The 16116-nt window shown below is 62.3% G+C and carries 15 protein-coding genes; 10 read left to right on the top strand and 5 right to left on the bottom strand.

The window, feature by feature from the left end; all coding sequences use genetic code 11:
* Positions 1–20: 20 nt before the first annotated feature.
* Complete coding sequence (gene gndA / locus O7A70_RS02270; protein WP_337138846.1) at positions 21–1448, top strand: NADP-dependent phosphogluconate dehydrogenase; 1428 nt, start codon at positions 21–23, stop codon at positions 1446–1448.
* 49 nt (positions 1449–1497) lie between these two features.
* On the opposite strand, the gene O7A70_RS02265 is transcribed toward gndA, so the two are convergent.
* The gene (locus tag O7A70_RS02265; RefSeq protein ID WP_337138845.1) at positions 1498–2430 is read right to left on the bottom strand and encodes a LysR family transcriptional regulator; all 933 of its coding nucleotides are present in this window, start codon (positions 2428–2430) and stop codon (positions 1498–1500) included.
* A 91-nt stretch (positions 2431–2521) separates the two neighbouring features.
* Here O7A70_RS02265 and O7A70_RS02260 point away from each other — a divergent pair, with 91 nt between their 5' ends.
* Complete coding sequence (locus O7A70_RS02260) at positions 2522–3316, top strand: NAD(P)H-dependent oxidoreductase (protein ID WP_337138844.1); 795 nt, start codon at positions 2522–2524, stop codon at positions 3314–3316.
* Between the two features lie 59 nt (positions 3317–3375).
* Here O7A70_RS02260 and O7A70_RS02255 read toward each other — a convergent pair whose 3' ends face one another.
* Positions 3376–4425, bottom strand: coding sequence for a LacI family transcriptional regulator (locus O7A70_RS02255; protein WP_337138843.1), 1050 nt, complete (start codon positions 4423–4425; stop codon positions 3376–3378).
* Between the two features lie 403 nt (positions 4426–4828).
* Here O7A70_RS02255 and O7A70_RS02250 point away from each other — a divergent pair, with 403 nt between their 5' ends.
* From O7A70_RS02250 to mgrA, 7 genes are all read left to right on the top strand, one after another.
* A complete protein-coding gene (locus O7A70_RS02250) occupies positions 4829–6067 on the top strand; it encodes an ABC transporter substrate-binding protein (protein WP_140503033.1) in 1239 nt (412 codons plus the stop codon).
* A 98-nt stretch (positions 6068–6165) separates the two neighbouring features.
* On the top strand, positions 6166–7059 hold the full coding sequence (locus tag O7A70_RS02245; protein WP_337138842.1) for a carbohydrate ABC transporter permease: 894 nt from the start codon (positions 6166–6168) through the stop codon (positions 7057–7059).
* The gene (locus tag O7A70_RS02240; protein ID WP_337138841.1) at positions 7052–7987 is read left to right on the top strand and encodes a carbohydrate ABC transporter permease; all 936 of its coding nucleotides are present in this window, start codon (positions 7052–7054) and stop codon (positions 7985–7987) included. The genes O7A70_RS02245 and O7A70_RS02240 overlap by 8 nt, the downstream gene beginning before the upstream one ends.
* The gene (locus O7A70_RS02235; RefSeq protein WP_442921148.1) at positions 7987–9090 is read left to right on the top strand and encodes an ABC transporter ATP-binding protein; all 1104 of its coding nucleotides are present in this window, start codon (positions 7987–7989) and stop codon (positions 9088–9090) included. Before O7A70_RS02240 ends, O7A70_RS02235 begins: the two co-directional genes overlap by 1 nt.
* Positions 9091–9144: 54 nt before the next feature.
* Positions 9145–9891 (top strand): sugar phosphate isomerase/epimerase family protein, encoded by a 747-nt coding sequence (locus O7A70_RS02230; protein WP_337138839.1) that lies wholly within the window; start codon positions 9145–9147, stop codon positions 9889–9891.
* 11 nt (positions 9892–9902) lie between these two features.
* The gene (locus O7A70_RS02225; RefSeq protein WP_337138838.1) at positions 9903–11045 is read left to right on the top strand and encodes a Gfo/Idh/MocA family protein; all 1143 of its coding nucleotides are present in this window, start codon (positions 9903–9905) and stop codon (positions 11043–11045) included.
* Between the two features lie 133 nt (positions 11046–11178).
* Positions 11179–12225, top strand: coding sequence for an L-glyceraldehyde 3-phosphate reductase (gene mgrA / locus O7A70_RS02220; protein ID WP_337138837.1), 1047 nt, complete (start codon positions 11179–11181; stop codon positions 12223–12225).
* A 72-nt stretch (positions 12226–12297) separates the two neighbouring features.
* Here mgrA and O7A70_RS02215 read toward each other — a convergent pair whose 3' ends face one another.
* Positions 12298–13395 (bottom strand): S1 family serine peptidase, encoded by a 1098-nt coding sequence (locus tag O7A70_RS02215; RefSeq protein WP_337138836.1) that lies wholly within the window; start codon positions 13393–13395, stop codon positions 12298–12300.
* A 397-nt stretch (positions 13396–13792) separates the two neighbouring features.
* Here O7A70_RS02215 and O7A70_RS02210 point away from each other — a divergent pair, with 397 nt between their 5' ends.
* Positions 13793–14881 carry a trypsin-like serine peptidase gene (locus O7A70_RS02210; RefSeq protein ID WP_337138835.1) on the top strand — a complete coding sequence of 363 codons (1089 nt, stop codon included), beginning with the start codon at positions 13793–13795 and terminating at the stop codon, positions 14879–14881.
* Between the two features lie 147 nt (positions 14882–15028).
* Here O7A70_RS02210 and O7A70_RS02205 read toward each other — a convergent pair whose 3' ends face one another.
* Positions 15029–15736, bottom strand: coding sequence for a DUF4760 domain-containing protein (locus O7A70_RS02205; RefSeq protein WP_337138834.1), 708 nt, complete (start codon positions 15734–15736; stop codon positions 15029–15031).
* Entirely contained in the window at positions 15733–16113 is a 381-nt protein-coding gene (locus tag O7A70_RS02200; protein ID WP_337138833.1) for a hypothetical protein, read from the bottom strand. The genes O7A70_RS02205 and O7A70_RS02200 overlap by 4 nt, the downstream gene beginning before the upstream one ends.
* Between the last annotated feature and the right edge of the window lie 3 nt (positions 16114–16116).

Raw genomic sequence — 16116 nt, 5'->3', positions numbered from 1 at the left:
CCGGAAGCAGGGAAGAAACGATGGAAAAAGCCGAAATCGGCCTGATCGGCCTTGGCACGATGGGCTCCAACCTGGCGCTGAACATCGCCGAGCACGGGCACCGCATCGCCGTCTTCAACCGCACCAAGGCTCGCACCGATGCTTTTGTCGAGAATGCCGGTGCGCTCAGGGACATGGTCATTCCTTGCTACAGTCTGGAGGAACTCGCCGCGGCGATCCGGCCGCCACGCCCGATCATCATCATGGTGCTGGCCGGCAAGCCGGTCGACGAGCAGATCGAAGCCTTGCGCGGCGTGCTGTCCGACAACGACATCGTCATCGATGCCGGCAACGCCAATTTCCGCGATACGATGCGGCGCTTCTCGGAACTGTCCGGCTCGGGCTTGACCTTCATCGGCATGGGTGTCTCCGGCGGCGAGGAGGGCGCACGCCACGGACCGTCGATCATGGTCGGCGGCACCGAAGACTCCTGGGAGCGTGTCGAGAAGGTGCTGACCGCCATCTCCGCCAAGTTCAAGGACGAGCCCTGTGCCGCCTGGCTCGGCACTGACGGCGCCGGACATTTCGTCAAGACCATCCACAACGGTATCGAATATGCCGACATGCAGATGATCGCCGAGATCTACGGCATCCTGCGCGATGGTCTGGGCATGGGGCCGAAAGAGATTGGCACGGTGTTTTCCAACTGGAACAAGGGCCGGCTCAATTCCTACCTGATCGAGATCACCGCCAAGGTGCTCGCCGCCGACGATCCGAAGACCGGCAAGCCGGTGGTCGACATCATCCTCGACCGCGCTGGCCAGAAGGGCACCGGCAAATGGTCCGTCATCGAGGCGCAGCAGCTCGGCATTCCGGCGACAGCGATCGAAGCGGCGGTGGCGGCGCGCGTGCTGTCGTCGATCAAGGACGAACGGCAGGCAGCCGAAAAAGCCTATGGCAATATCGGCGTGACGAAAATTTCCGGCGACAAGGACGCGCTGCTGAAAGACCTCGAACTGGCGTTGTTCGCCGGCAAGATCGCCGCTTACGCGCAGGGTTTTGCGGTGCTGAGCGGCGCTTCGAAGGAGTTCAACTGGAACCTGCCGATGCCGACCATCGCCAAGATCTGGCGCGCCGGCTGCATCATCCGCTCGCAGATGCTCGACACGATGGCCGAAGCGTTCGGCAGCGGCGGCGCTTCGACCAACCTTTTGATGGCGCCGGCCTTTATCACCATGATGCAGGAGGCGCATCCGTCGCTGCGACGTGTCGTCGCGAGGGCTTCCGAGGCCGGTGCGCCGGTGCCGGCGCTGTCTTCGGCGCTTGCCTATTTCGACAGCTACCGCCAGGGCCGCGGTACCTCGAACCTGATCCAGGCGCAGCGCGACTTCTTCGGTGCGCATGGTTTCGAGCGCATCGGCGAGCAGGGTGCGTTCCACGGGCCGTGGGGCAGCGGCGCGGCTGGTTAATCATTCTCATGGAATACCCGGCATTGCTCGCATGCCGTGCCGGAAATACTCACCGATCCACATGCGTTTTCTCGATCCCGGGGATGCCGCCGATCTGTTGGGCAAGAAAATCGACCAGCAGCCGGACCCGGGCGATGCCCGCGCGTTGGGGGACGATCAGCATACTGAGCGGAACCGACGGCAGGGCATAGTCCGGCAGGATCGCCTCAAGCCGGCCGGACGCCAGGAGATCGCCGACAAGCCATTGATGGGCGGGCGCAATGCCGCGCCCGGCGAGCAGGGCTTCGCGTGCGGCAAGTCCGTGGTCGACGCGAAGGCGCCCGGCAAGCGGCACGACATGACGCTCGCCGTCCGGTCCTTGCAGCACAAGGGTGTCGCTGCCCGCCACGTTTGACATGCGGATGCCCTCGTGACCGGCCAGGTCACGGGGACCTTCAGGCCTGCCGCGTTCAGCGAGATAGGCGGGCGCCGCCACGAGCAGACGCCGGGACTGGCCGAGCGCCCGCAACTTCATGGAACTGTCGGTGAGCGGGCCGAGACGAAGCGCGATATCCACGCCTTCCGTGACAAGGTCGATGCGCTCGTCGGTGAGGCTGAGATCGACGCCGATGTCGCGATAGCGGTCCTGAAACGCGAAGATCAGTCGGCTGACATGCAGCACCCCGATGGCCGCGGTGCAGGAGAGCCGGATCGTGCCCGCGGGCGCTCCGCGCGTGCCGCGAGCCTCGTCGCTCGCCTGTTCGACAAGGCGCAGGATCTGTACGCTGTCGGCATAGTAACGGCTGCCCTCATCGGTCATCGTGACACGCCGCGTGGTTCTGCTGAGCAGAGCCACCCCGACGGCCTCCTCGAGTTCACGCAGATGCCGGGTGACGGTCGACTGACCGATCCCGAGTTCACGTGCGACCGCAGAAAAGCTGCCCCGTTCGGCGACGCGAACGAAGGTGCGCATGCGCTCCAGAGTGATGTCTGATTTATCCATTAATCGGCATAATTTTATGCATTATCAAGACATAGCGGATCGTTCGGGCATTGGCTATCTCAGGGCAAGTCTTCCAACAGGATCGCTCATCATGAAAGTGTTGCTTGTCTTCGCCCATCCCGAGCCGCGGTCGCTCAACGGCGCGCTCCGTGACGTCGCCGTCAAGGAACTCGAGGCTCAAGGCCACGAGGTGCTGATATCGGACCTTTATGCCGACGGCTGGAAATCGGAGGTCGACCGTGCTGATTTCCCCGGCCTGTCGCCGGATGCGCGGCTGGTGCCGGTGGCGGCCTCCAAAAAGGCGTTCGAGGCCAATGCGCTGACCGAAGACGTCAAGACCGAGATCGAGAAGCTGCTTTGGGCCGATGCGCTGATCCTGCAGTTTCCGCTGTGGTGGTTCGCCATGCCGGCGATCCTGAAGGGTTGGGTCGATCGGGTCTTTGCCTACGGCTTCGCCTATGGCGTCGGTGAACATAGCGACAAGCGATGGGGCGACCGGTACGGCGAGGGCACGCTCGTGGGCAAACGAGCAATGCTGATCGTGACGGCCGGTGGCTGGGAGGACCATTATTCCCCGCGTGGCGTCAACGGCGCGATTGACGATCTGCTGTTCCCGATCAATCACGGGATCCTTTATTATCCGGGCTACGACGTGCTTCCGCCGTTCGTGATCTATAGCGTGGACCGTTTCAACGAAGCCGGCTTCGAGCCTGTCGCCGAACGCCTGCGCGAACGGATGCGGACGCTTGCGACCACGGCGCCCATTCCCTACCGGCGCCAGAATGGTGGCGACTACCTGATCCCGAGCATGCGGCTTCGTGCCGAACTGGGCGATCCGGGAGCAGCAGGCTTCGAACTCCATTTGAACCGCGGCGCGGCCGACTAGAACGGTCCATTGTTTCACGGAACGCATGCGGATTTGCGCGTTCCGATCCAGGCCGATGCTCAGTCGGAGCGCCGATAGGCCACGACGCCCTTCGGCTCGCTCAGGCTCTGCAGCGAGCCGGGCGCGGCACCACCGATCCAGCCGAGCACCGAGCGCGCGAGTTCGGACCCGGCCAGCCGGAAGTCTTCGTTGACGACCAGCAATTCATGCCTGAACAGATGCAGCAGTTCCGACGATTGCTTCGACACCACGTCGACGTCGCGGCCGAGCTTCAGGCCGGCATCCTCAATGCCGGCGACGATAGCGAGCGTCGCGGCTGCAGCGCTGCTGATGATGCCGTCCGGCCTGATGTCGCGCCGCATCAGCTGCGCCGTCCTCATCCTGATCTGCTCGATCGAATGGTCGATCGAAACGGTGTTGAACGGCACCTCGCTGGCGCCGACTTCGCTCAGTGCGTCGGCAAAGCCGTCGACCGTATGACGGTAGTAGCTCAAACCGACCGGCGGCGTCACCAAAGCGAGCCGGCGGCGGCCCATGCCGGCGAGGTGGCGCACCGCCTCGGCCGCGAAGGCGTAGTTGTCGAAATCATGATAGGGATGAACCAACCCCATATCGGTACGGCCATGCGTGGCAAAGGGAATGCCGCGCTCCAGCATGTAGCGGGCGCGGGGATCGTTCGGCTGCGTACGCGAGATGATGACGCCGTCGGCGGAGCCGGTCTCCACGAGATAGCGCACCGGATCCAGCGGATCCTGCGAGCGCGAATAGGGTGTGACGATCAGGTGGTAGGGCGTGTCGGCGATGACTTCCGTCACGCCATAGATGATGTCGGAGACAAAGCTCATGAGTTCGTGCTCGGTGTTGAGCACGAGGCTGATGACATTGGTCTTGCCGGTCCGCAGGCGCACGCCGGCGCGGTTCGGCCGATAGCCGATCTGCTTGGCCACGAGCTGGACACGACGCCTGGTCTCGGCGCCGATCTCGGGCGCATCCTTCAAGGCGCGCGAGACGGTGGTGACGCCGAGGCCGGTCATGAAGGCAAGCGTCTTCAGCGTCGGCCGCTCCTGTGCCGTCGCCTCCTCATCCTTGTCCGTGCGTTGTCTGTCCATCCGTCCCGCCCATCAGGCGCATAGCAGCCGCCGGGCAGCCCGGCAATGTTGCGGCCACTTCCCATGGCGCGTCATCTGCATTGGAAGCAATATACTGAAACGTTACAGCTTGTCACGATCGGTGTAAAAATGGGTGCTGGCGGACACGGAAAGACATCGTCAACCGCGTGGCAAAAAATCGTTGGGATTCAGAGGGAAGCCTGCTCCTAGCAGGTTTCTTGCTGCTTTTGCTCATTGTGCGGCGCACTCTCGCTCATTGCGTCGCACAACAAGGCCGCAGCTAAGCGATTTTGTTCGCGGCTCGAAAAATATCAAACCGACTCTTGCCGGAAGGGGTTGCGCATAGTCTTCAATTGCCGTATCGAAAATCTGTAACGTTTCAGATTTCTGGGAGGAAGCCGAAATGCGATATAAATTCCTGACCGCTGCGTTTGCAGCGACGGTTGCGCTCAACTTCGCCGGGCCGGCGGCCGCGACCGATCTGGAAGTCACCCATTGGTGGACTTCCGGCGGCGAGGCGGCAGCGGTCGCCGAACTCGCCAAGGCATTCGACGCCACAGGCAATCACTGGGTCGACGGCGCCATCGCCGGATCCGGCGGCACGGCGCGGCCGATCATGATCAGCCGCATCACCGGCGGCGATCCGATGGGGGCCACCCAATTCAATCATGGCCGGCAAGCGGAAGAGCTGGTGCAGGCCGGCCTGATGCGCGACCTCACCGATGTCGCCACCAAGGGCAAGTGGACGGAGGTGGTACGGCCCAAGAGCCTGCTCGACTCGTGCACGATCGACGGCAAGATCTATTGCGTGCCGGTCAACATCCATTCCTGGCAGTGGCTGTGGCTGTCGAACGCGGCCTTCGAGAAGGCCGGCGTTCCGGTGCCGAAGAACTGGAATGAGTATGTGGCCGCGGCCCCGGCGCTGGAGAAGGCAGGCATCGTGCCGCTCGCGGTCGGCGGGCAGGCCTGGCAGGCATCGGGCGCCTTCGACGTGCTGCTTGCCGCGGTCGGTGGAACCGACGCCTTCCTCAAGGTCTACAAGGACAAGGACGCCAAGTTCGCCGCCGGTCCCGAAGTCGCCAAGGTCTTCAAGGCCGCGGACGACGCGCGCAAGATGGCCAAGAACACCAATGTGCAGGACTGGAACCAGGCCACCAACATGGTCATCACCGGCAAGGCTGGCGGCCAGATCATGGGCGACTGGGCTCAAGGCGAGTTCCAGGTCGCCGGCAAGACCGCCGGCAAGGACTATACCTGCCTTCCCGGTCTTGGCCTGAACGAGGTCATCGCCACGGGCGGCGACGCCTTCTACTTCCCGCTGCTCAAGGATGCCGACAAGGCCAAGGCGCAGGAAGTGCTGGCCGAAACCCTGCTCGATCCCAAGACCCAGGTTGCCTTCAACCTCAAGAAGGGGTCGCTGCCGGTGCGCGGCGACGTCGACCTCAACGCGGCCAATGACTGCATGAAGAAGGGCCTCGCCATCCTGGCCAAGGGCGCGGTCATCCCATGGACGGACCAGCTGCTCTCGCAGGACAGCCAGAAGCAGAAGGAGGACCTTTTCTCCGAATTCTTCGCCAAGCCCGACATGAGCCTCGAAGATGCGCAGAAGCGCTTCGCCGACATCATCGCTTCGGCTGACTGACGACTGATGAGCCGCCTCGCTCCCGGCCTTGCCAGGCAGGGCCGGGAGCCCAGGCGTGCCGACTTTCCGCCCTTATCCGATCCAGCACGACTGTACCGATGAGCAAGAGCGAACGCCCGACCCAACTCTTCCGCAATCTCAATGCGAAGGTCGCTTCGATCCCGATGATCCTCACCGCAATGGTGGTCTTTGTCGGCGGCACCGCATGGACGGTGCTCTATTCCTTCACCAATTCGAAGCTCCTGCCGCGGCTGAATTTCGTCGGGCTCGACCAGTATTACCGGCTGTGGGCGACGCCGCGCTGGCTGATCTCGATCGAGAACCTTCTGATCTACGGCGTGATCTCACTGGTGTTCTCGCTGGTGATCGGGTTTCTGCTGGCTGCCCTGCTCGACCAGAAGATCCGTTTCGAGGACACGTTCCGCACCATCTTTCTCTACCCTTTCGCACTCTCCTTCATCGTCACCGGCCTTGTCTGGCAATGGCTGCTCAATCCGGATTTCGGCGTCCAGGGCGTGGTACGAAGCCTCGGCTGGACCAGCTTCGACTTCAATCCGCTCTACAATTCCAGCATCGTCATCTACGGCATATCGATCGCTGCGCTTTGGCAAGGCACGGGGCTGATCATGTGCCTGATGCTGGCGGGCCTGCGCGGCATCGACGAGGATATCTGGAAGGCCGCACGGGTGGACGGGATACCCATGTGGAAGACCTATCTGTTCATCATCATCCCGATGATGCGGCCGGTGTTCATCACCACGCTGGTGATCATCGCGTCAGGCATCGTGAAGGTTTACGATCTCGTTGTCGCGCAGACCAGCGGCGGGCCGGGCATCGCCTCCGAAGTGCCGGCCAAATATGTCTACGACTACATGTTCTTCGCCCAGAACCTCGGCCAGGGTTTTGCCGCCTCGACCATGATGCTGCTGTCGGTGATGATCGTCATCGTGCCGTGGGCCTATCTCGAATTCGGAGGCCGCAAGCGTGTCTGACCATGCCGTCGCCTTGTCCGCCACGTCGTCAAACCCGCGGGATGTTGCCGCCGGCCCGAGCGGGCCAAAGCCGCGGCACATGTTCTCGCGCCGCAACATTTTCCTCTACGGCACGCTTTTGGTGGTCGCGCTCTACTACCTCCTGCCGCTTTATGTGATGGTCGTCACCTCGCTCAAGGGTATGCCGGAGATCCGCCTCGGCAACATTTTCTCGCCGCCGCTCGAGATCACCTTCGAGCCCTGGGTCAAGGCGTGGTCGCAGGCCTGCACTGGCCTCAATTGCGATGGGCTTTCGCGTGGTTTCTGGAACTCGGTGCGCATCACCGTTCCTTCGGTGATCCTGTCGATCGCCATCGCTTCGGTGAACGGCTATGCGCTGGCCAACTGGCGCTTCAAGGGCGCCGACACGTTCTTCGTCATCCTGATCGTCGGCGCCTTCATTCCCTATCAGGTGATGATCTATCCGATCGTCATCATCCTGCGCGAGATCGGCCTCTATGGCAGCCTTACCGGCCTGGTGATCGTGCACTCCATCTTCGGCATGCCGATCCTGACGCTTCTGTTCCGCAATTATTTCACCTCCATGCCGGAGGAGCTGTTCCGGGCGGCGCGCGTCGACGGCGCCGGCTTCTGGGGCATCTATCTGCGCATCATGCTGCCGATGTCGCTGCCGATCTTCGTCGTCGCCATCATCCTGCAGGTGACCGGCATCTGGAACGACTTCCTGTTCGGCGTCGTCTACACCCGCCCCGATACCTATCCGATGACGGTGCAGCTCAACAACATCGTCAACTCGGTGCAAGGCGTGAAAGAATACAACGTCAACATGGCCGCCACCATCCTGACCGGGCTGGTGCCGCTGATCGTCTATTTCATTTCCGGCAAATTGTTCGTGCGCGGCATTGCCGCCGGCGCGGTGAAAGGATGATGGCTATGGCGGCGAACGGCACCAGCGTTTCGATCCAGGATCTGTCGCTGAACTTCGGCGCTATCTCGGTGCTGCAGACGCTCAACCTCGATGTCGCCGAAGGCGAGTTCATCGTGCTGCTCGGCCCCTCCGGCTGCGGCAAGTCGACCTTGCTCAACTGCATCGCCGGCCTGCTCGACATTTCGGAAGGCCGCATCTTCATCAAGGGCAAGAACGTCACCTGGGAAGAGCCCAAGGACCGCGGCATCGGCATGGTCTTCCAGTCCTACGCGCTCTATCCGCAGATGACGGTGGAGAAGAACCTGTCCTTCGGGCTGCGCGTCGCCGGCATCGCCAAGGACGAGATCGCCAAGCGCATCGCGCGTGCCGCCGAGATCCTGCAGATCGAGCCGCTTTTGCAGCGCAAGCCGGCCGCACTTTCCGGCGGCCAGCGCCAGCGCGTCGCCATCGGGCGGGCGCTGGTGCGCGATGTCGACGTCTTCCTGTTCGACGAACCGCTGTCCAATCTCGACGCCAAGCTGCGCTCGGAGCTACGCGTCGAGATCAAGCTTCTGCATCGCAAATTGCAGAACACGATGATCTACGTCACCCACGACCAGATCGAGGCGATGACGTTGGCCGATCGCATCGCGGTGATGAAGGGCGGTGTCATCCAGCAGCTCGACGCGCCGCAGACCATCTACAACCGTCCGGTCAACCGGTTCGTTGCCGGGTTCCTCGGCTCACCGGCGATGAACTTTGTCGAGGGGCAGCTGGAGACCGGCACGACGACAGTGTTCAAGACCGGGGATTTGACCATACCGCTCGATCGCTACAGCTTCGACGGCACCGGCGACAAGAGCGGGCCTTGCGTGTTCGGGATCCGGCCGGAGCACGTTGCCTTTGGCGAGGCCGCGAATTCCATGCCCTTTGCCACCGATGCCGCCGTCGAAATCGTCGAGCCCATGGGCTCCGATACGCTGGTGTGGACGAAGCTCGGCGGCCGCATTTTTTCCTTCCGTGTCGAGGCGGAAAAGACGCTGCGCAATGGCGATCCGATCCGGATCGGCTTCGATCCCGCCCGCGCCTCGCTGTTCGATACCCCATCCGGCAACCGCATGTAGCTCCCAAGAAAACCATCCTCCCAAGGACAATCCCAAGCAGAACGGACAGAGACGATGAACTGGTCATTCCAACTTTACAGCGCCCGCAATTTCTTGCCCTGGACCGATGTGCTCGAAATGCTCGGCAAGCTCGGTTACACCGAGGTCGAAGGCTTCGGCGGCGTCTATGACGATCCCAAGGCCTTCCGCGCCGAACTCGACAAGAACGGCCTTTCGATGCCGACCGGGCATTTTTCCATCGATGCGCTGGAGAAGGATTTCGACGGCGTGCGCAGGATCGCCGAAACGCTCGGCGTCAAGCTTTTGATCTGCCCCTATCTGATGGCCGAGGACAGGCCATCCGACGCCGCCGGCTGGCGCGCCTTCGGCGAGCGTCTGGCCAAGGTCGGCGAGGTGGCCTCGAAGGCCGGCTATGGCTTCGCCTGGCACAACCATGATTTCGAATTCAAGACGCTCGCCGACGGCTCGCTGCCGCAGGATCATATCCTGTCGTCCGCCCCCAATATTGGCTGGGAAATGGACGTTGCCTGGGTGGTGCGCGGCGGCGCCGACCCGCTGCCCTGGATCGAGAAGTACGGCCAGCGCATCGTCGCCGTCCATGTCAAGGATATGGCGAAGCCTGGCGAGGGGCTGGATGAGGATGGCTGGTCGGATGTCGGGCATGGCACAATCGACTGGGCCGGCCTGATCAAGGTGTTGCGGGCCAAGAGCGCGGCAAAATACTTTGTCATGGAACAGGACAATCCCAACGACATCGAGCGCTTCGCCCGCCGCTCGATCGCAACCGTCAAGAGCTACTAGGAACAACCACCATGGCAAAGAAACTGGGTATTGGCGTCATCGGCTGCGGCAACATCTCGAAGGCCTATTTTTCGCTGGCGCCGCTGTTTCGCGGCATCGAGATGCGTGCCTGCGCCGACATCAACATGGATGTGGCCAGGGCGCGGGCAAAGGAATTCAAGCTCCGCGCCGAGACCGTCGAGGATCTGCTCAAGGCCGACGACATCGACATCATCGTCAACCTGACCATTCCGGCCGTGCATTACGAGGTGTCGAAGCAGGTGCTCGATGCCGGCAAGCATGTCTATTCGGAAAAGCCGTTCGTGCTGTCGCTTAGGGAAGGCCAGGACCTTAAGGCGCGGGCCGAGAAGAAGGGGCTGCGCATCGGTTCGGCGCCGGACACGTTCCTGGGCGGCGCGCACCAGCTGGTGCGTGAACTGATCGACGAGGGGAAGCTCGGCAGGATCACCAGCGGCACCTGCCACGTCATGGGCCACGGCATGGAACACTGGCATCCGAATCCCGATTTCTTCTTCCAGCCGGGCGCCGGGCCGGTGCTCGACATCGGGCCGTATTACATCACCAATCTGATCCAGCTGATCGGGCCGGTGAAGCAGGTGGCGGCTTTCGCGACGACTCCGGCCAAGGAGCGGACCATCAGCTCAAAGCCTCGCGCGGGTGAAAAAATCCCGGTCAACACGCCGACCACCATTCACGGCCTGCTCGAATTCGAGAACGGCGCCGTGGTGACGCTGAACACCAGCTGGGACGTTTGGGCTCACGGCCACGCGCCGATGGAACTCTACGGTGAGGCCGGGACGGTGTTCGTGCCGGATCCGAACTTCTTCGGTGGCGACGTGCGCTTCACCAAAGAAGGCAAGCCGGTCAAGAAGCTGCCGAAATGGAAGCACCCGCTCGGCATCCCCAATGAGATGCACGGCCAGGGCATGATGGCCAATTACCGCACATCAGGCCTCGCCGACATGGCGCTGGCGATCGCTGAAGGCCGGCCGCACCGCTGTTCGATGGAACTCGCGCTGCATGCCGTCGATGTCATGACCGGCCTCCTGCGCTCGGGCGAAACCGGCAAGTTCGTCGCCATGCAAACCACATGCGAGCGCCCGGCCGCGCTTGGCGTCAAGCAAGCCAAGGATCTTCTGGCCAAGAAGAAATAGGTCGCGAAGATTATCGATAATTTTGCTTGCCCCTCTCCCCGTTCCTCCGGGGAGAGGGTAAAGGATGGGGTACGGGCATGCTCGTCGCCTCTGCGATGACGGTGCCCTGTCCGTCCAGATTCGAGGATTTCCCATGCCCTATGTCGCCGCTGAGAACCGCTACGAAAAAATGATCTACAACCGTTGCGGTCGGTCCGGCCTCAAGCTGCCGGCGATCTCGCTCGGGCTGTGGCACAATTTCGGCGACGACACGCCGCATCGGACCAAGCAGGCGATCGTGCGCAAGGCCTTCGACCTCGGCATCACCCATTTCGACTTGGCCAACAATTATGGGCCGCCGCCCGGCTCGGCCGAGACGGCTTTCGGCGAGATCCTGCGCACCGATTTTTCCGCCTATCGCGACGAACTGATCATCTCGACCAAGGCCGGCTATGAAATGTGGGCGGGTCCCTACGGTGAATGGGGCGGGCGCAAATACATACTGGCAAGCCTCGACCAGAGCCTGAAGCGGATGGGCCTTGACTATGTCGACATCTTCTATTCGCACCGCTTCGATCCCGACACGCCGCTCGAAGAAACCATGGGTGCGCTCGACCATGCGGTGCGTTCGGGCAAGGCACTCTATGCCGGCATCTCGTCCTACAATTCGCAGCGCACCCGCGAGGCCGCCGACATATTGAGGCAATTGGGCACTCCTTGCGTCATCCACCAGCCGAGCTATTCGATGTTGAACCGTTGGGTCGAGGAAGACGGCCTTCTCGATACGCTCGAAGGGCTCGGCGTCGGCTCCATCGTGTTCTCGCCGCTGGCGCAAGGCATGTTGACCGATAAATATCTCGGCGGCATTCCCGATGGCAGCCGGGCGTCAGAAGGTAAGTCGCTGAAGACAGCCTTCATCAACGACCGCACCATCGCCAACATCAAGGCGCTCAACGCGATCGCGGGCAAGCGCGGCCAGACGCTGGCGCAGATGGCGCTGGCCTGGGTGCTGCGCAGGGGCCGGGTTACTTCGGCGCTGATCGGCGCCAGCCGGCCCGAGCAGGTCGAGGACTGCGTCGGCGCGCTCAAGGTGCTCGATTTCAGCGATGCCGAACTGGCCGAGATCGATACGTACGCACGCGAGTCCGACATCAATCTGTGGGCGGCCTCCGCCGAGCGCAAAGGTCCGCCGAGGAAATAGTCCGCCTCGCAAGCCGGCAAACAAAACGGCGGGAATTCCCGCCGTTTTCCATGGCAATCCGAAGCGGTCGCGTCAGGGCGATTTTGGCTTCTGGGCGGTGCCAAGCCCGGCCTTGGGCTTTTCAGGTGCTGGGGCCTGTGTCTTCATCCTGGCCTCGATCCAGCCGGTGTAGTTGGCCAGCCGTGTGTAGATGCCATAGGCGTCCTTGTGGCCGCAGGCAGCGCTGCCATCAGCCGGGCCTTCGCCCCAACTGACGATGCCGACCTGGACGGGGCCGCCGACGCCGGTCATGAACAGCGGTCCGCCGCTGTCGCCATTGCAGGCGTCACGCACACCGCTGGTGGTGCCGGCGCAGATCATGTTGCCGGTCAGTGGGTCCGTCATGTCGGCGGCAATCGCATCGGCCGCTGCATCGATGCCCTTTTCCGAATAGCGCATGCGGTGCGACAGGTCTCCGAGAGCCGCTTTCAGATCATGCGCATAGATGGCCTTGATGCCGCTGTTGCAGGCCCCGTTCGGCTGCAGGTCGAGATCGGCTACCATCAGCGTGGTCGGGAAGGTGCCGTCCTGCATCTTGCCCCAGCCGGTTACGGTCGTCTTGCCGGTGTCGGGCGTCGCCTCATGGGCAAGCTTGATGGTCGGCGCATCGGCCGGGTCGGCGAGCCGGAGCAGGCCGAGATCGTTGTCAAGCGTCTGTTCGCTGTAGCCCTCGTTGACAATGACTTCGACAACCTTGTGGCGCTTGCCTTCGCTGAGATCCGTGGCACCGGTCAGCACGGTGACGGAATCGGGCGAGATCGGCTCACCATTGTCGTTGAGGCAATGCGCCGCCGTCAGCACCCATTGCGGCGCGATCAGGCTGCCGCCGCAGAATTGCGCATTAGCCTGAGAGGCCGGGTTCTCGTCCAGCCTGGCGGTGGTGAGGAGGGCGACCTGGAAAGGATAGGCGCCCTTTTCAGCCTGATTGCCGCCATAGACGCGGTCGGTGCCGTCGGGATTCTCCGCCGCTGCCTTGGCCCTGGCATCGGTCACCCGCTGCATCGGCGAAACCGCTGCCTCCGGCCTGACGGCGCCCTCGTCCGCCTGGCCGGTGTTGATGAATGCAACGGCAGTGGCGATGCCAAGCAGCGATGCGGCAACGACTTGCCCGAACCGATTTGTAATGTGCACCTGAACCCCTCCTGAGACAATTCTCCCGCGCGGATGGACGTCGGGCGTGCAAAGAGGGTGGTCGCCGGTTCGACGATCCGGACACGCGCCGTATCGAACGGCGCGCGATCGGTCACAAAACCGAATCCCACTTTTGCTAACCATGCCCGCGAGTAGTACCCGCACAAACTCTATAGCCCCCCACAGGCTACGTGGAAGCGATTTATCATTGCCAATCTTGGATTATTTTAGGCAGTATGTCGTGGCAGGGTCTTTGGCGGGGGCTTTAGATTGACCGAGGCAAACAACGATCCGGTGCGTTCGCCGATAGCCTTTGCCGATTTTCAGCACCACCACGATCTCGACAATATTTCTGTATTTTGATCCAGTCCTTGCTGACTTTTGGGAGAGTCTCACCATGACAAAACTGACAAAGTGCATGATTGCGTCCGCATTGCTTTCCACCGCAATGCTGGCAGCCCCTGCTTTCGCCGCCGATCCTGGCTCCGCCAGTGCCGGCAATGGTGAAAGCATGCGGGACGTGACTTCGGGCGACTACAAGCCCGGGCGGGCCAAGCCGATCGCGCCGCCGACGCTGACCGACGAAGACAGCCGCGCCGCGCCGACCACCGACGAGAAAACGGCGGTCAAATCCTATGGCATCGTCGGACGTTCCGCCGATGGCAAGGAAATCAAGATCGAACCGAGCGAAGCGCTGCGCGAGCTCATCATCAAGGAACTGAATGCGCCGGCCAATGGCGCCGAGGGGGGTCCGCGCAAGACCGAGGATCCAGGGCTTGGCGAAGGCGAAGCCGGACGCCAGGTTTTCGGCACCGACGATCGTGAGCAGGTCAAGAACACCAAGACCTATCCGTTCTCGGCAATCGGCTATCTCGAAGCCAAGTCGAAGACCGGCTATGGCAGCTGCTCGGCAACGCTGATCGGCCCGCGCACGGTGCTTACCGCGGCGCACTGCCTCTACAGCCACGAGGACAAGGACTGGCTCTCCGACTACCTGTTCGTGCCGGGCCTCAATGGCGGCACGGCGGACGACGCCCCATTCGGCGCCTTTACCTATGAAAGCGCCTATGTGCTGCAGGGCTTCATCGACAACTACCAAGGCTATTACGGCTCGGTCATCCCGTGGGATCTCGGCATCATCACGCTGAAACAGGATGTCGGCACCAACCTGGGCTGGCTGGGCTATGCCAACTATGACGATCTCGGCGACTTCACCGCCAATCTCGTCGGCTACCCCGGCGACAAGCCGATGGGCACGATGTGGAAGGCGAACTGCGAAGTGAAAGCCGAAAACATCGCTCCGGAATATTTCCAGTATGACTGCGATACGTTCCCGGGGTCGAGCGGCAGCTCGGTCTATGCCTACGACAACAACTCCAAGCAGCGCATCATCACCGGCGTCAACGTGGCGGAAAGCCCCGACGCGAACACCGCCGTGCGCCTGAACGCCGCCAACATCCAGTGGATCAACAGCCTCTATAAATAATCCGGCTGTTTGCACGGCAAGCAAGAAAAGCGGCGGGATGTTCCCGCCGCTTTTTTCATGCTGACGCTTCCTGCGTGCTTCTTTTGCACGAGGCGAGCCAAAGGCAGGCACGCATAAGGCGGAAGCTCACCCCGACCCTTGTCATCGTTATTTGGCTTCAGCCGACGGTTGCCCACTGCGCACATAAGCCTCGATCGCCGCGGCGAAGGTGGGCGAGCCGGCCTTGCGCTGCTTGTCGACATAGCCGGCAAAATAGCTCCAGAAAGAAACGGCGTAATCGCGGAAATAGGCGTCGGTCACCTTGCGCGAACACAGGTCGCCGTCGACGCAGAAGGACAGCCGGTTGAGGAAATAGACGATGCGGTCGAAATTCTCGCTGAAGTCGGCCAGCGGCATGTCACCGCCGGATGCGCTCATCGCCTCGATACCGATACGTTGCCGGAATACCTGCTCCTCGGTCGGCGAAGGGTTGGCGCCGAGCAGATTGTCATATTTGGCGTTGAGCGTGGCGAGACGGTCTTTCAGCGCCCGCTGCGCCTGCTGGTAGTCCTTGGTCTCCCAGAGCTCGACCAGCGACGTGGTCTGCTCGACGCGCTTCTGCTCCTGGTTGGCCAGGAATTGATAAACCGAGAATGCCAAGGTGAAGATGATGGCGAAACGCACCAGCATGCCAGACCAGGCATAGATCAGCATGCGCCAGTCGCGGTCGGTGAAGGGGTTGCTTTCCTTCTTGATCTCATGGCTGCTCGGCCACGGGAAGCCTTCGGTGGTTTCCGGCAGCGTCTGCGTGGCAGCCGGCGCCTTTGCCGGCACCGCAGGTGCCGTTTGCCTTGTTGTGGCCGCCGGCTTCTTCATTTGCAGCCGTCCAGTTCGATGATGGCGGAGGGATCGAGCACGATGCCGGGCGCTTCAAGCTGCTTCTTCAGGCACGCCAGCTGCGGGCGCGAAACAATGAACTGCACGTCCGGCTCCGCCGGCGCCTTGGTCGGCGACGGCAAGGCCTCGACGATGCCGCGCGAGGCGCAGCCTGAGAGATCGACGACGATCGCGTCGCTTTTGGCTTTGGCGATCTGGTTGTACTGGTCGAGAAAGCAGGTCGCCAGTTCCGAATTGATGACCACCTGCTTGGCGCAGAGGCCGCAGGCGTCCTGCGCTGACGCGTCGGCAACCAGCAGCAGGCTGGCGGCGATGCCGCCAGCCGTGGCACTCCAGGAAAATACGCTATAGCTCACGAA

This window comes from Mesorhizobium sp. Cs1299R1N1, from assembly GCF_037179655.1.
GTDB lineage: Bacteria > Pseudomonadota > Alphaproteobacteria > Rhizobiales > Rhizobiaceae > Mesorhizobium > Mesorhizobium salmacidum.
The sequence above is the reverse complement of the archived record's forward strand: the minus strand, read 5'-3'. Positions and strand labels throughout refer to the sequence as shown.

What these genes read in the sequence shown, in the direction of transcription:
- gndA (WP_337138846.1), top strand. Translation starts at nt 21, where the DNA reads ATGGAAAAAGCCGAAATCGGCCTGATCGGCCTTGGCACGATGGGCTCC.
- O7A70_RS02265 (WP_337138845.1), bottom strand. Translation starts at nt 2,430, where the DNA reads ATGGATAAATCAGACATCACTCTGGAGCGCATGCGCACCTTCGTTCGC.
- O7A70_RS02260 (WP_337138844.1), top strand. Translation starts at nt 2,522, where the DNA reads ATGAAAGTGTTGCTTGTCTTCGCCCATCCCGAGCCGCGGTCGCTCAAC.
- O7A70_RS02255 (WP_337138843.1), bottom strand. Translation starts at nt 4,425, where the DNA reads ATGGACAGACAACGCACGGACAAGGATGAGGAGGCGACGGCACAGGAG.
- O7A70_RS02250 (WP_140503033.1), top strand. Translation starts at nt 4,829, where the DNA reads ATGCGATATAAATTCCTGACCGCTGCGTTTGCAGCGACGGTTGCGCTC.
- O7A70_RS02245 (WP_337138842.1), top strand. Translation starts at nt 6,166, where the DNA reads ATGAGCAAGAGCGAACGCCCGACCCAACTCTTCCGCAATCTCAATGCG.
- O7A70_RS02235 (WP_442921148.1), top strand. Translation starts at nt 7,987, where the DNA reads ATGGCTATGGCGGCGAACGGCACCAGCGTTTCGATCCAGGATCTGTCG.
- O7A70_RS02230 (WP_337138839.1), top strand. Translation starts at nt 9,145, where the DNA reads ATGAACTGGTCATTCCAACTTTACAGCGCCCGCAATTTCTTGCCCTGG.
- O7A70_RS02225 (WP_337138838.1), top strand. Translation starts at nt 9,903, where the DNA reads ATGGCAAAGAAACTGGGTATTGGCGTCATCGGCTGCGGCAACATCTCG.
- mgrA (WP_337138837.1), top strand. Translation starts at nt 11,179, where the DNA reads ATGCCCTATGTCGCCGCTGAGAACCGCTACGAAAAAATGATCTACAAC.
- O7A70_RS02210 (WP_337138835.1), top strand. Translation starts at nt 13,793, where the DNA reads ATGACAAAACTGACAAAGTGCATGATTGCGTCCGCATTGCTTTCCACC.
- O7A70_RS02205 (WP_337138834.1), bottom strand. Translation starts at nt 15,736, where the DNA reads ATGAAGAAGCCGGCGGCCACAACAAGGCAAACGGCACCTGCGGTGCCG.